The 13,602-nt window shown below is 69.8% G+C and carries 10 protein-coding genes and 2 riboswitches; of the genes, 5 read left to right on the top strand and 5 right to left on the bottom strand.

The window, feature by feature from the left end:
• Positions 1–10 precede the first annotated feature (10 nt).
• Positions 11–415, bottom strand: a complete 405-nt coding sequence (locus tag GA0074692_RS22060; RefSeq protein WP_091647049.1) for a hypothetical protein — start codon at positions 413–415, stop codon at positions 11–13.
• 299 nt (positions 416–714) lie between these two features.
• Here GA0074692_RS22060 and GA0074692_RS22065 point away from each other — a divergent pair, with 299 nt between their 5' ends.
• Complete coding sequence (locus GA0074692_RS22065; protein ID WP_091647050.1) at positions 715–996, top strand: hypothetical protein; 282 nt, start codon at positions 715–717, stop codon at positions 994–996.
• Positions 997–1,136: 140 nt separating this feature from the next.
• On the opposite strand, the gene GA0074692_RS22070 is transcribed toward GA0074692_RS22065, so the two are convergent.
• Positions 1,137–2,657 carry an alkaline phosphatase D family protein gene (locus tag GA0074692_RS22070; RefSeq protein WP_091647051.1) on the bottom strand — a complete coding sequence of 507 codons (1,521 nt, stop codon included), beginning with the start codon at positions 2,655–2,657 and terminating at the stop codon, positions 1,137–1,139.
• A gap of 159 nt (positions 2,658–2,816) precedes the next feature.
• Complete coding sequence (locus GA0074692_RS22075) at positions 2,817–4,058, bottom strand: aminotransferase class V-fold PLP-dependent enzyme (protein ID WP_091647052.1); 1,242 nt, start codon at positions 4,056–4,058, stop codon at positions 2,817–2,819.
• Between the two features lie 45 nt (positions 4,059–4,103).
• Positions 4,104–4,220, bottom strand: a riboswitch (SAM riboswitch).
• A 231-nt stretch (positions 4,221–4,451) separates the two neighbouring features.
• Positions 4,452–4,562, top strand: a riboswitch (SAM riboswitch).
• A 195-nt stretch (positions 4,563–4,757) separates the two neighbouring features.
• Between GA0074692_RS22075 and GA0074692_RS36555 the strand changes: the two genes are divergently transcribed.
• Positions 4,758–4,886 (top strand): hypothetical protein, encoded by a 129-nt coding sequence (locus tag GA0074692_RS36555; RefSeq protein WP_281198984.1) that lies wholly within the window; start codon positions 4,758–4,760, stop codon positions 4,884–4,886.
• 109 nt (positions 4,887–4,995) lie between these two features.
• Here GA0074692_RS36555 and GA0074692_RS22080 read toward each other — a convergent pair whose 3' ends face one another.
• Positions 4,996–5,706: an N-acetylmuramoyl-L-alanine amidase family protein gene (locus tag GA0074692_RS22080; RefSeq protein WP_245730415.1), complete on the bottom strand. Its 711-nt coding sequence runs from the start codon at positions 5,704–5,706 to the stop codon at positions 4,996–4,998.
• A 246-nt stretch (positions 5,707–5,952) separates the two neighbouring features.
• On the opposite strand from GA0074692_RS22080, the gene GA0074692_RS22085 reads away from it, so the two are divergent.
• Entirely contained in the window at positions 5,953–7,386 is a 1,434-nt protein-coding gene (locus GA0074692_RS22085) for a WD40 repeat domain-containing protein (protein ID WP_141725375.1), read from the top strand.
• A 28-nt stretch (positions 7,387–7,414) separates the two neighbouring features.
• Entirely contained in the window at positions 7,415–9,679 is a 2,265-nt protein-coding gene (locus GA0074692_RS22090) for a TolB family protein (protein ID WP_141725376.1), read from the top strand.
• A 22-nt stretch (positions 9,680–9,701) separates the two neighbouring features.
• Here the strand turns inward: GA0074692_RS22090 and GA0074692_RS22095 are convergent, their stop codons facing one another.
• Complete coding sequence (locus GA0074692_RS22095) at positions 9,702–12,386, bottom strand: purple acid phosphatase family protein (RefSeq protein WP_091647056.1); 2,685 nt, start codon at positions 12,384–12,386, stop codon at positions 9,702–9,704.
• A gap of 181 nt (positions 12,387–12,567) precedes the next feature.
• On the opposite strand from GA0074692_RS22095, the gene GA0074692_RS22100 reads away from it, so the two are divergent.
• Positions 12,568–13,593 (top strand): D-alanine--D-alanine ligase family protein, encoded by a 1,026-nt coding sequence (locus GA0074692_RS22100; RefSeq protein ID WP_091647057.1) that lies wholly within the window; start codon positions 12,568–12,570, stop codon positions 13,591–13,593.
• Positions 13,594–13,602 lie beyond the last annotated feature (9 nt).

Raw genomic sequence — 13,602 nt, forward strand, 5'->3', positions numbered from 1 at the left:
ACGCGCGCGCTCAGGCTCCCGGCACAATGTGACGCCCGCAATCCTGGGGATTCGCGGTTGGGCCGTTCTGGCGGCAGGCGACGATCCTCACATCGGCGCTTTCCCTGGCTATATTGGCGTTGTACTCGCTGCAACTACCAGCGCCCCCACCGACGTAACGCTCGGGGTACTTGTTCCAGGAGCCGTCTGCCTGCCTGACCTCGATCCAGCCGACTGCGCCCGTGCCGTCGGCGTCGAGATCGCAGGCGGTGTAGATGTCGCCGTCGTCGTTGTAGCGCGTGCTGGCCCCCGCGGCTCCGGCGTCGGTGCTGAAGGCCGTGCCGCTGGCGGCCATTGCCGGCGAGGCAATCCCGATTCCGGTGAGCATGATGCCGCAGGTCATGATGGCACCAGCGATCACTTTGCCAGCCCTCATTCATCCTTCCTCGCGCCTTCTGGGGTCACGACGAGACGCGCCCTACATGCGTATGGATCAATACGAGATCGGAGTCTATGGTGCACCTTGTGATCAATTCAACAGGACTCAGATTTTTGTTTTGTCGCTGAGGCTATTCCAGCGGAGTCGGCAGCGCGAGCCTCATCAGGGCCTGCGGCAGCACCTCTGCGGGATGCCGGTGCAGTACCTGGAAGAGCAGCGGCGAGCCTCTTCTCCTAGTCACGATCATCAATTAGAGTGCGATGCGGCGTTGAACCTGACACGAGACGAGGACCTGCATGCGTACCCTCCTGCGCGGCGCGGCGGTTGCCGCCCTGACCGCAGCCATGGTCACGGCGGTGCCGGCCGCCGCCCAGGCGGCCCAGCCGAACCAGCTGTGCCGCACCAACAGCTCCGCGATCCTCTACACGAGCCCGACCTCGGGAATCTGGGTCCCTGAGGGCTCGCTGGTCCGCATCCTCGACTACCGGGGTCCGCTGCACTACCTCGCCCGCTACGACGGGACCGTGGGGCAGCTCGAGCGCAGCAGGGTCATCCAGGAGAGCTGCTACTACCAGTGACCCGGTAGCGGGTGACTCTGGACGGTCGTGGGCAGCGGACGCTGACACCAAGCAGGCGCCAGATCCACCGACGACGGCGGGCCTCCCCAAGGGGGAGCCCGCCGTTTCCCGTACGGATCAGGTTGCCCGATGGTGTCCCGTCAGGCCACCTGGTAGACGGTGCCCGGAGCGGCGCCCGCGTCGAGATGCCACGGCAGCTCGCCGGTCACGGTGCCGAACGGGTCGTCGGTCTGGTCGCCGACCACGTAGCGCACCTTCCAGCCGGTCGGCCCGGCGGTGCACTCCATGTAGCCGTACCTGCCGTTGTAGGCGCCGCGGATCTCGTCGTCGGGGCGGAACTGGTTGCTGCTCTGGCTCGTCATCGGGGCGTTGATGAACTCGGTGGCGACGAACGGGCTCAAGTGGTCGCGGAAGCGGCGCACGTGGGTCACGATGCCGCAGTGGATGTCGCCCGACAGCACGACCGGGTTGAACGTGGCCGGTGTGGCAGTCTTGCGCTCCTCGAGGACGGCCGTGACGCGGTCGCGCACGCTGGTGAACGCGTTCCAGCCGTTGTTGCCGCCGTTCCACCAGATCGGCGTCGGCGTCGCCAGCGCGGTCCACGTCGCGGTGGTGGTGCGCAGCCAGTCGAGCAGATCGTCGGTCTGGGCGTCGCCGAGCAGCGATGGGCCACGGTACTGGCGGACGTCGGTCAGGAACAGGTCGAGATTCGTGCCCCAGGCGATCCGCCGGTAGAGCGCGAGGTGGTTCTTCGTGTCGCCGATCGGGCCGGGGTGCGCGTTGCGCAGCGGCATGTTCTCCCACAGCGCCTGTAGGGCGCGGTTGAACCGGCGGACCTGGCCGACCCCGCCGAGGTCGCCGCCCCGGTAGTCGTTGAAGAACTCGTGGTCGTCGGGCATGACGTACACCGGGAACCGCCGGTGGACCTCGCGCAGGCTGCCGCGCAGCTTGTACTGGCCGTAGCGGGTGCGGTAGTCGTCGAGCGAGCTGACCTCGCGCGGCGGGACGTGCGCGGCCCGCCCGAACTCGTAGAAGTAGTCGCCGAGGAACACGACGAAGTCGATGTCCTCGCGGCCGGCGAGGTGGTCGTGGCCGTGGAAGTAGAACTCGCCGCCGTCGGCGCGGGCGATGTTCTGGCAGGTAACCACAGCAAACCGGGCCGTACGGTCGCCGCCGGGGGCGAACGCCGTGTGCGTACGGCCGATCGGGCTGCGGAACACCGTCCCGTTCGGCCCGTCGACCTCGAACTCGTAGAAGTAGCGCCGACTGGCATCGAGCCCGGCGACGTCGACATGCACGGAGAACCCGTCGTCGGCGAGCGCCACGGCCGCACCCGAGGCGATCCACTTGGCCGGCGTGTCCAGGTGCGACTCGGTCTTGGCGACGCGCCAGCGAACCGGCACGTCGGTCAGCTCGCCCATCCCGAACCGGGTCGACGGATCGAGCGGTTCCGGGGCCAGCCTGGTCCAGATCACGACGCGGTCGGTCAGCGCGTCGCCGGACGCGACACCGAGCGTGAACGGATCACGGCCGACCGGCGACACGGCGAACGCGGGCCCGCTCGTGGCCGCCACGGTGCCCGCCGCGAGCAGCCCCGCGCCCGCCAGCGTCAGAAACCGCCGTCGGCCGAGACCGGCTTCGTGCACATCGCTCTGCCCCATCGAGGTCTCCAAAGTCGTCGGCCTACCGGCGGGAACGTAACGACGCTGGTTTGCGCGTCGTGGTCCGCACCGCGAACGGCAGGCAGCGCGCAGTTGTCAGCATCGGGCCTGGCAGCGGTGTTCAGGCGGCACGCGGCTGGGGGCAGGGCGCAACGGTGTTCAGGCCAGCGTCGCGAGAGCCGTCAGCAGCCGGTCGACGTCCTCCGTCGTGCTGCCGAGTCCGAGGCTGGCCCGCAGGGCGGTCGGCGGCAGATCGGTCCGTCCGCTTCGGGTGGCGGCCTCGGCCAGCAGCCGCCGAGACAGCGGATGGGCGCAGAACAGGCCGTCCCGGATGCCGACGTCGTGCTGCTGCGCCAGCTCGGCTGAAACCTCCGCCGAGTCCCGGCCGGCGACCACGAACGACACGATGCCGACCCGGGGCGCGTCCGGGCCGAAGGTACGCAGTTCCACCACGTGGGGCAGGGCGGCCAGACCGTTCCGGAGCCGGGCCAGCAGCGCCTGCTCCCGGGCGTGCAGCGCGGCCGGATCGGCGTCGGTCAACGCGGTGCACACCGCGGCCAGGGCGGCGGCGCCGAGCAGGTTGGGCGTGCCGGCCTCGTGTCGGGCCGGGCCGGTGACCCACCGTACGTCGTGGGTGGCCGCCCCGACGTGGCTGGTCGCGCCGCCGCCGGCCAGGTACGGCGGGGCCGCGTCCAGCCAGTCACCTCGACCGAGCAGCGCCCCGGCTCCGAACGGCGCGTACATCTTGTGCCCGGACACGGCCAGGTAGTCCACCCCCAGCGCGGCCACGTCGACCGGAGCGTGTGGGGCGAGTTGGGCGGCGTCCACCACGATCCTGGCCCCGTGGCGACGCGCCACCATCGCCAGCTCGGCCACCGGCCAGCGTTCCCCGGTCACGTTGCTCGCCCCGGTCACCGCCACCAGCACCGGCCGGTCTGCCGGCGCTCCGCGCCGCAGCTCCGTCAATGCCGCGTTCAGTGCGCGGACCGCCTCGCCGGGGCTGGCCGGCACCGGCAGCCGCACCGAGGCGCGCGGCCAGGGCAGCAGGTTCGCGTGGTGCTCCCCGGCGAAGGAGACCACCGTGGTCCCGGCGGGCAGGGCCCGGGACAGCAGGTTCAGCGCGTCCGTGGTGTTACGGGTGAAGACGACATGGTCGTCCGGGCGGGCACCGAAGAAATCGCCGATCGCCTGCCGAGCCCGCTCATAGGCCAGCGTGCAGTGCCGCGACAGCTTGCCGGAGCCGCGGTGCACGCTGGCGTACCAGGGCAGGAGCTCGGCCACGGCGTCGGCGGCGACCCGGGCGCAGGGCGCGCTGGCCGCGTAGTCGAGGTTGATTTGGCCCGGCACGCCGAGCACGTCGAGCGGCCGGGCGGACAGTGGGGATTCAAGGGTGACGGACACGACGACCTCCGGAGTCCGAGGACCCCGGGTCACGCGTCGGGTCGGGGTCCGCGCTTGCCCAGCACCGGACGGGGCTGGGCCCGGTCATCACCCGGGGCACCCCACCGCGAACACGAGGGTTGCCGGCCAGCGAGCCGGGGCTTGACGCTGGCGCTCATGACCTGGCCACAGCATACCTGCGGCTTGACCAGGCCGGACCGGCGGCTGAGCTCCGTCCGCGAGCACCGGGCGATTTCGGTACGCCGGTACGAAGTTCCGCCATCTGGCATCTGACCAGGCGATTCAGGGACCAACTACGAGAAGCGGCCGGAACCACTGCGGCGGAATTAGCTGCATCACAGATAGGAATTACCGGCTACCTGTTCGACCGTCGGCGTGGTTATGGTGTCCGCAGGTCCAGATGGCCAGCGCCAAGCCCCGGCTCGCTGGCAGGCAACCCTCGTCCGCGATGGGGTGCCCCGGGTGACGACCTGGCGCCTGCGCCCGCAGACGCAAGAGCGGACCTTCGCGGGTCCCGGCTTGGAAACATGCCCGCGCCAGCACCTGCCGCGACGGTTTCCTGCCGTTTCCGCGCGTCCCGGCAGGAACGGGTCACCGTACGCGCCTCGGACACGCTCCGCGACACCGGCGACGGCTACCGGGCGAGGGTCACGCTCACCACCACCGAGGGAACGTTCACGACCGACGTGCCGTACGCCCGTGAGTACACCGCTCGCCCGCTCACCGAGGCCGACCTACGCCAAGCTCGACGTCACCGCCGGGTCGGCGGCATCCGCCCTCCTCGCCGCCGTCCTCGACGATCCGGCTGCCGCCCTGCCCGTGTTCTGAGTGAACGCGGGCGGGTGTCGTTTCCGCCGACGCAGCGAGTGCTGCCGCAGCGAAAGGGCCGGACCCGATCGGGTCCGGCCCTTTGCCGGGTGGCGGAGCAGCCGGCGGGCTACAGGCCGAGGTAGGCGGCGATGCCGTTGGCGTGCCCGCGAGCGGTGGCCGTGATGAAGGCGGCGTTCTTGAGCAGGTTCGCGTTGGACACGGTGTCGATGAAGAGGTTCTCGGTCAGCACCGCCGGCATGGCGGTCTCCCGCAGCACATGGAAGTTCGCGGTCTTCATGCCCCGGTCGGTGACCGAGGAGACGGAGCGCATCCCCGACAGGACCCGGGAGTGGACCGCACTGTGCAGCGCGGCGGTGTTGCCGGTGGTCCCCGGGTACCGGTAGCTCTCGAAGCCGTTACCACCGCCGGCGTTGATGTGGATGCTCACGAAGAGCGCCGCGCCCCACGCGTTGGCGTCGTCGGTGCGGTACGTGAGACTGCGGGTGACGTCGGAGGTGCGGGACATCCGCACGTCGACGGCCCAGTTGGCCAGCAGGATGTTGCGGGTCTGGAGCGCGATGTTGAGGGTGAGGGCCTTTTCGGTCAGGCCGTTGGCGACCGCACCGGGATCGGTGCCCCCGTGCCCGGGGTCGAGGTAGACCTTCGGGCCCGCCGCGTGCGCGGTTCCGGCCACCAGCGGCGCCACAAGGAAACCAGCCGCGCCGGCCAGCAGGGTACGGCGACGCATTGAGGAGTTACCGATCATGAGCACCTCTCCACGGAAGTAGGGGTGCCGGGAGGCCGCCGTGGGCCGTCCCATACCCGTACGGGCTGGCACGGCGTCACTGTAATACATGTCGATATCTAAATACATAGATTGATTGGCGGACAGGGGCGCTGGTCCGCCCGACCCGAGCGGCTGGTGCCGCGATCACCGTTCACCGGCCCGGTACGTCGACCCGGCTGCGGTGGCCACCCGCAGCGTCGGAGCGGTAAGCCGGTCCGGCCATGATGGACCGATCCGGCTACATCCAGTGGCGCCGCGTCTGGTGGACTCCGGGGCAGGTTGTCGAGGGGGTGGCGGGTGACCAGCAAGCCGACGGAAGCCATGCGGGAAGGCATGGCCGGGATGCCGGCGTACGGCTCGAATAAGGGTCTGGTCGGCTGGCGACGGCACCGGACGATCGTCGCGGCCGTAGTGGTCCTGGTGCTGGTGGTGGGCGTCGTCGTGGCACCACGGCTGGTCGGCTGGCAGGGCCCACCGGCACCGGCGGGACCCGCATCCGGAGCCATGTCGTTGCCCGACTTGGTCGGCACTCCACAGGGGGGCACCTGGTCGGTGCAACGACGCCCGGTTGCCGCCGCCTCGATGATCTTCACCGCTGAGAACTGGTGGTACGAGCCGCCGAGCCTGGGCTCGGTGGCGGCAGTCGCAGCGGGTAGCGACCAGTACCGCCTGCTGTCCAACGACTGGGGCAGCCAGGCCGGAGAGGCAGTGTTGCTCTCCGGCGACGGCGGCAGGGTGGCCACGGCCAACAAGCTCGTGGAACTGCGTACCGGAAAGACCCGTCGCCTGCCGTCCGTCAGCGGCACCGAGGTGACCTTCCCGGTCGCCTGGTCCAAGGATGGCGAACGGCTGGCGCTCGTCGGTTTCGACGGCCGGTACATGCGGCAGCCCGATACTACCGACGCCTACACCGTGACCCGGGCGGTGCTGGCGGTATGGGACGTGACCACCGACCGGCTCACCACGATCGCCGATCTTGATCCGCGAACGCTCTTCTACGGTTGGCTGGCGGCGTTCGGCCCGGACGGACGCACCCTCGCCTACCAGTCCGCGAGAACCATCACCGTGGTGACGGCCGACGGTGCGGTGCGAAACCGGTTCACCGTTCCCGAGGGCACCCAACTCGCCGGCAAGGGCACGTGGACACCGGACAGTCGCGGACTGACGTTGGTGACCCAGCGGCGCTGCTGCGACGGCGACGCGTACGCATCCAGATGGCAGTTGCGCACGGTGGACGCCAGCACCGGAGCCGAACTGCCGACCACGACGCCGCTCGCTGAGCAGGCGGGGCTGGTCGCGCTGCGACTGCTGGGCTGGGCACCGGACGGCGCAGCCGTGGTCGCCCGCTACCACCCCTGGGACGACGCCAAAGTGGTCGGCTTCGGTGTCCAGGACGGCATCACCAACGGCGAATGGACCAAATACGACACCGACGTGGTGGCGTTGACCGGCAACGACACCCGACCGCTGCTCGCCGGCACCGGGGAAGCGATGCACGGGGTCGACATCGCCGACGACGTGATCGCCAGCGGCCGCACCCACCCCGGCAAGCTGCCACCCGACGACGGCATCGGGCCCGAATACCGGATGTACCTCAAGATCGCCGGTCTGGTGCTCATCGCAGCGCTGCTCGTCGCCGGAGCAGTCCTGACCTGGCGTCCTCTCCGGCGGCGACAGCGCCCCCTACGGCACCGCCCAACAGATCGGCCGGGTACCGGCCGAGATAGGTGAGCAGGTACGCCTGTGGTTGGGTGGTCCGATGTGGAGGGTAGCGGCGCCGATTCCAACGTACGTCAGCTTTGCGGCGGAGAAGCGACGGCGCCGTCGGCGGGCCCCGGCGATGGTGGCGGTGGCCGTCGTCCTCGCCGTGGCGGTGGTGCTCGTACCGCTGGTCGGGCCGTTCCAGGCAGCCAGCCGAGCGGCGGCTCCGGCCGCTCCTGGGCGTGGCCAGGAGTCCGTGCCGGACCGGTTGGGGGCACCGCTGTGGGGCACCGACTCGGTGCGGGAGCGGCCATTGGGTCGGGCGTCGGTGATCTTCTCCTCGGAGCTGTGGTGGTGGGGTGAGGCCAACGGTGCGGTGGCGGTGGTCGGTGCCGGCAGCGACGAGTATCGGGTGTTCTCGGACGACCAGCTCGGCCGACCGGGCGAACAGGTGCTGCTGTCGCCGGACGGGTCGCGGGTGGCGCTGACGGATCGGGTCATCGACCTCGACGACGGGCAGGTCCGACGGCTGCCCCGGATACCGGGCGTGGCGACCACGGGCCCGGCGGCCTGGTCCCCGCAGGGAGACCAGTTGGCGGTGATCGGAACCAACCGCGCGAACGTGGTGCAGCCGGACGGTACGGAGGAGTACCGGGTGACCCGGGCCGTGCTGGGCCTGGTGGACCTGGAATCCGGCAGCCTCTCCACCATTGCCGACGTGGAGCCACCCCGCATCGTGGACGGCTTCATGGTCGCTTTCGCCCCGGACGGCCGTCGTCTCGCCTACCAGTCAGGTAACGCGATCGTGGTGGCCGAGATGGGAGGGGCGGAACGCAGCCGGTTCACTCTCCCCGACGACACGCGGCTGGCGGGCAAGGGGGCGTGGACCCCGGACGGTCGTGGCCTGGCCCTGGTCACCCAGCGCCGCTGCTGCGAGGGTGAGACCTACCCGTCGCGCTGGCAGTTGCACGTCGTCGATCCGGCGACCGGACAGGGCCTGCCCGCACCGGTGATACCCGAGCAGGCGAGCCTCACGGCGTTACGCCTGATGGGCTGGTCACCGGCGGGAGAAGCCGTGGTGGCGCGGTACCACCCCGAACCGACGGAGAAGGTCGTCGGCTTCGAAGCCGGCATCGACATCACCAGCGCGGTCCGGGTCAGCCGGGTCGACGTGGCCGCTCTCCGCCCCGACGCCGAGCCACGCATCCTGATCGCCACCCCGGTCGACGACGTCCAGGCACTGGACGTCGCGAGCGACCTCATCGCCAGCGGGGCCAGCCGGCGTGGACAACCACCGACCGGGCTGGGCCCGAACACCAAGATCCTGATCGGGGTGGTCATGCTCGCGCTGCTGGCGGCAACCACGCTGGCAGTGCTCGTGGTCAGGCTGTCTCGGCGGCGGTTGCTTCTCCCCGCCCCGGCTACCAGAAGGACGGTATCGATGGTGGGAAGCGCACTCGCCGGGCGATGGATGAAGATCTGCCTGGCGGTCGTGGGGGTGATCGCTGTGGGCGTCCCCGCCGCGATGCTCGGCGCCTGGCTGGGCTGGCAGTCCGCTCCCGCCCTGCCGACAGAAGAACAGGCGAGGAAAGTCACCAGCGAGGTCCTGCCAGGTGCGCGGATCGCGGAGGTCGCCCGGAACCCGAAGTTGTTCTACTACGAGCACGAGGGGACCCCGGACAGCAATCCGGTGGTAAGGGTCCTTATCGGTGATGACGACTACCTGGCCGGCTCGACCGAGGTGAAGCTCGCCTCGCCGCTACCGGCGGCGACGGAGACGGAGGAACGCCTCCGTGCCGCCGGCTGGGAGGTCCTCGCATCCGACCCTGACGGTCTGGTCGGCACCAAGGACGGTCTGCTGCTGTCCGTCCTACCCGCGTCGGACGTCGACTCGCGCCCCGCTCCCACCCTCGAGATCGTCCGTGACGAACCCGTCCTCGCCCCAGCACTCAGCATCATCGGGCTACTGATAGGAGGAGTGCTGGGGACTCTCCTGACCACGTGGATCTATCGACAGGCGCAGGCGGCCACGCAGTCGGTACGGCGGCTGGCCAACGAAGGCGCGGTGGTGGCGTCCGTACTGCTGCTTCCGAACACACTCTGCGTTCTGACCACGCCGGTGGAAACCTACCTGTTCGCATCACCCGGCGAGGTGCCCTACCCGCCGTGGCTTCTCTACACGTTCGTGGGCGTCCGAGGCGCTACCCACCTCGGCTGGCTGATCCACGCTGTGATCCTGGCGGTCGTGCTTGTCACCTTCCTCCGTTCCCGAGCGGTGAACGGAGGAAGTGACCAGCCGGCAGCGGAGACTACAGCGGCTTGACGGGTACCCCGACTTCGGATCGTCAGCGCCCCCTACCGGGGCGCGCGGCGGTGTCCACCAGTTCGATGGAGTCGAACAGGTAAGGAGCCACCTCGTAGCCGTCGGGGTCGTCGCGGTCGTACTTCATGAAGTAGGTGTCGATGCTGAGCTTTCCGTCGCGGGTCACGCGTACGACGGAGTAGCTCTGCTCCTGGAGCACCGTGTCGTTCGTGGCGCTGGACTTGTCGATGAACGCGTAGTCGGGTGCGACGTTGTGGAACAGGCTGGCGTCGTAGGAGATGCGCTTGTACCACTTCGAGCTGCCCGCCGTGCCGTTGACGATGTAGAGCGGGGCGGTGGCGTCGATGAACACCTCGCGGTCGCCGCTGCGCACCGAGGCGGGGGTGGCGTCCTGACCGCCCTTGACGAAGCCACGGGAGAAGCTGTGGTCGTGGCCGGTGATGACGAGGTCGATGCCGAGTTCCTCGAAGACGGGTGCCCAGTGCTGGCGTAGCGCGTCGATGTCCGCGTCGTCGACATGGTCGGTGGCCGCGTACATGGCCTTGTGGAAGGTGACGATGCGCCAGGTCTTGTCGGTTCGCGCCATGTCCTCCCGCAGCCACTTGGCCTGGGCGGCCAGCTCGTCGGGCGTGTAGTGCTCGGTGTTCAGTACGGCGAAGTGGGCGTCGCCGTAGTCGAAGGACCAGACGTTCTCGAACACGGTGGCGGGGAAGTTGAAGTGCGGGGCGAGCAGTTCGTCGCGGTCGTGGTTTCCCTGGGTGGCGAGGAAGGTGCGCTTGAGCAGCCCGGCCTGCGCACCGCCGTAGAAGGTGTCCATCTGCCCCTCGGCGTAGCCCTTCTCCGTGAGGTCGCCGGCCATGAGGGTGAAGGAGAGCTCCGACCCGTACCGTTCCTCGGCCGTCCGCATGTTCCGCGTGAACGCCGCGTTGTCCTCCTGCACCTGCGGGTCGGTGTAGTAGAGGAACGAGAAGTCCTGGTTGGCGGCGACAGCCGTCCGGAACCTGCCGAGGGGACCCCAGACGTCGGCCTCGACGTCACCGACCCGGTACACGTACTCGGTATCGGCCTTCAGGTTGTCCAGGTGCACCTTGTGGAAGTTGCGGATGCCGTCGAGCACGCCCTCGTTGGCGCTCATGTGCACTTCCTGGACGTGGTGGGTGCCGCGCACCACCTCGAACTTCAGCTTGCCGTTGCCGTTGACGCGGGCGACCTGCACGACGCTGTCGTCCAGGCTGATGTCCGGCGTCTCCCAGTTGATCGTGACACTGTGCGCCGGGTCCTGGGTCATGGTGGCGCTGATGTGGGCCGGTTCCGGGTCGTCGGAGAGCGCGTACCTGGTGTAGAGCGGAGCGAAGCGCCAGCCGCTCTCCTCGCCGGTGGTCAGGCGGACCTTCGCCCAGAAGGTGTACTTGGTCGCGGCGGCCAGCCCGTCGAAGACCTGCGGACCCGCCGGCTTCCAGACCAGTCCGTCGTCGCTGGGCATGGCCTCGGACTGGACGATCGCCACCTCGGCGGCGGTGGCCGGGGCACCCTCGTTGGTGACGTCGACGACGTCGACGGTCAGCGCGGAGTCGGTCGGGTCGGTGCCGTTGATCGCGAACGAAATGGGCGAGGAGAAGCTGGTGAAGTCGAACGGGTGCGGCTGGGATGCGAACCCGCGCAGTACGGGGTAGGACACCTCGACGCCGTCGACGGTCGCGGTCCGGAAGTCCCAGACCTCCTCGAAGTCCCAGCCGAGGGCCTCGTACGTCGGCATCGACCGCAGTTCGGCCTCGGTGACCGGCTCACCGTTGATCGCTGGCGCGACCATCCCGGCCCAGGCCAGCACGTTCTCGACGGTTCCCTCGGCGAGGACCCGGCCGTAGGCCGAGTTCACCGACGACTGCCCGGTGACGATCGGGTTTGCGGCGACCGAGTTGCGCAGCACGCCGGCACGCAGGTCGCCCACCAGCCCGCCCACGCGGCCGTATCCGTCGACGGGTCCGGCCGCGAACGACTTCTCGATGATCGTCCGGGGGTTGAGCACCCGCCCGACGAGTCCGCCCTGGCTGTCGGCCTCGCCCACCTCCTGGACGTGGGCCAGCGAGTAGCTGTTGCGGATCGTGGGGATCGCCGCCTCGGCCGGGTCGGGCTGGGGAATGGTCCCCGACGTGTCGACCGGGATCCGTCCGGCGAGCCCGCCGACGCTGTGGTCGGAGGCGACGACCGATCCGGTGGTGTAGACGTTCTCGATGGTGCCCCACAGCATGCCGGCCACCGCGCCGGTCGTCTGGCCGCCCCGGACGTCGATGTCGACGAAGGCGGTGTCCTTGATGACCGCCTGCACGTTGGAGTCGCCGAGGTGGGTGAAGAACCCGACGGTGCCGACACCCGGCCGGTCGATCAGCAGGTTCGAGATCGAGTGGTGGTCACCGTCGAACGTGCCGTAGAAGCGCCCGAACGGCTGGAAGCCGGCGATTCCGGCCATGTCGATGTCCGCCGTGAGCTTGTAGTAGCCGGACCGGGGCGCGGCCTCCGACCCGTAGTGGTGGCTCAGGTAGAGCAGTTGCTCCGGCGTACCGATCTCGTAGACCCCGCCGACCAGGGTCGGCGGGACCTCGGCTGCTTCGGCGTAGGCGGGCCCGTGGACGGTGCCGAGAGCAACCAGTCCCGCCAGGGCCGCGACAATCCATCTCGTCGTCAACAGTCGCCGTCCGCGTGCCCGCATCGCCAGTCCTCTTCAGTCCACCGTAAGCCTCTCGGGATCCTGGCGAGGCGGGATGAACACCGGGGGAACTACAGGCAGGTGCGGCCTGACCTGGGGCGGAACTCGCCAGCAGGCCCGCGACGGCAGCCCCAATCGGTGCATTCTCCACGTATCCGATCATCACCGTGCGAGAATGAATCACATGCGTATCGCGGTCCTCTGTGGCGGAGAGAGCAGTGAGCGGGACGTCTCGAGGGCATCGGGGTCCGCGGTCGCCCGGGCGCTGACCGAACGCCGGCACGAGGTCTGGCTGGTCGACCCCGCAGCGGAGGACCCCTTCCTCGCGCGCGGGCTCCGGGAGCCGGCGGCGGTGCCGCAGTTCGCGGTCCCCCGGACCCCGCCGTCGGCCGCCGACCAACCCGCACTCCGCCGCAGGGCCTTCGCCACGCTGACCCGTGGCCCGGTGCTGGACCTGCTGCGGGACGTCGACATCGTCTTCCTCGCCCTGCACGGCGGCTGGGGCGAGGACGGCCACCTCCAGGGGCTGCTGGAGATGGCCGGCATCCGGTTCACCGGTGCCAGCAGTTCGGTCTGCGCCACCGCCTGGCGCAAGGACCACACCTGCCTGGTCCTTCGCGGCGCTGGGGTCCCCGTCGCCGAGCAGGTCCGCTACCGGCCCGCCCACGAGGACCTGCCCATCGCCGCCAAGCGCCTCGTCGACGCCGGTCCGGTGGTGGTGAAGCCGGCGGCCGACGGCTCCAGCGTCAGCGTCCGGCTGGTGGAGTTGCTCACCGATCTCGCACCCGCCCCCGGCGACGCGGACGACCTCGTCATCGAGCCGTTCCTGCCGGGACGGGAGTTCACCGTCAGTGTGGTCGGCGACCTCGTGCTGCCGGTTGCCGAGATCGAACTCGGCTCTCCGCTCTTCGACTACGAGGCCAAGTACCAGCCCGGGGTGGTCCGGGAGGTCTGCCCCGCCGAGATCGATCTCAGCCTGTCGCACACCCTTCAGGACCTGGCCGGACGGGCACACGGTGCGCTCGGCTTCGGGCCGAACGGCTACTGCCGGGTCGACTTCCGCTGCGACAGCGAGGGCGCGCCGATGTGTCTGGAGGTGAATGCCCTGCCGGGGCTGACGCCGAGCAGCCTCCTGCCGCTGGCGGCCGGCGCGGCCGGGATGGACTTCCCCGATCTCGTGGAGCGGCTCGTCGGGCTCGCGCTGCGCTGAGCAGGCTGT

The organism is Micromonospora pallida (assembly GCF_900090325.1).
Taxonomy (GTDB): domain Bacteria; phylum Actinomycetota; class Actinomycetes; order Mycobacteriales; family Micromonosporaceae; genus Micromonospora; species Micromonospora pallida.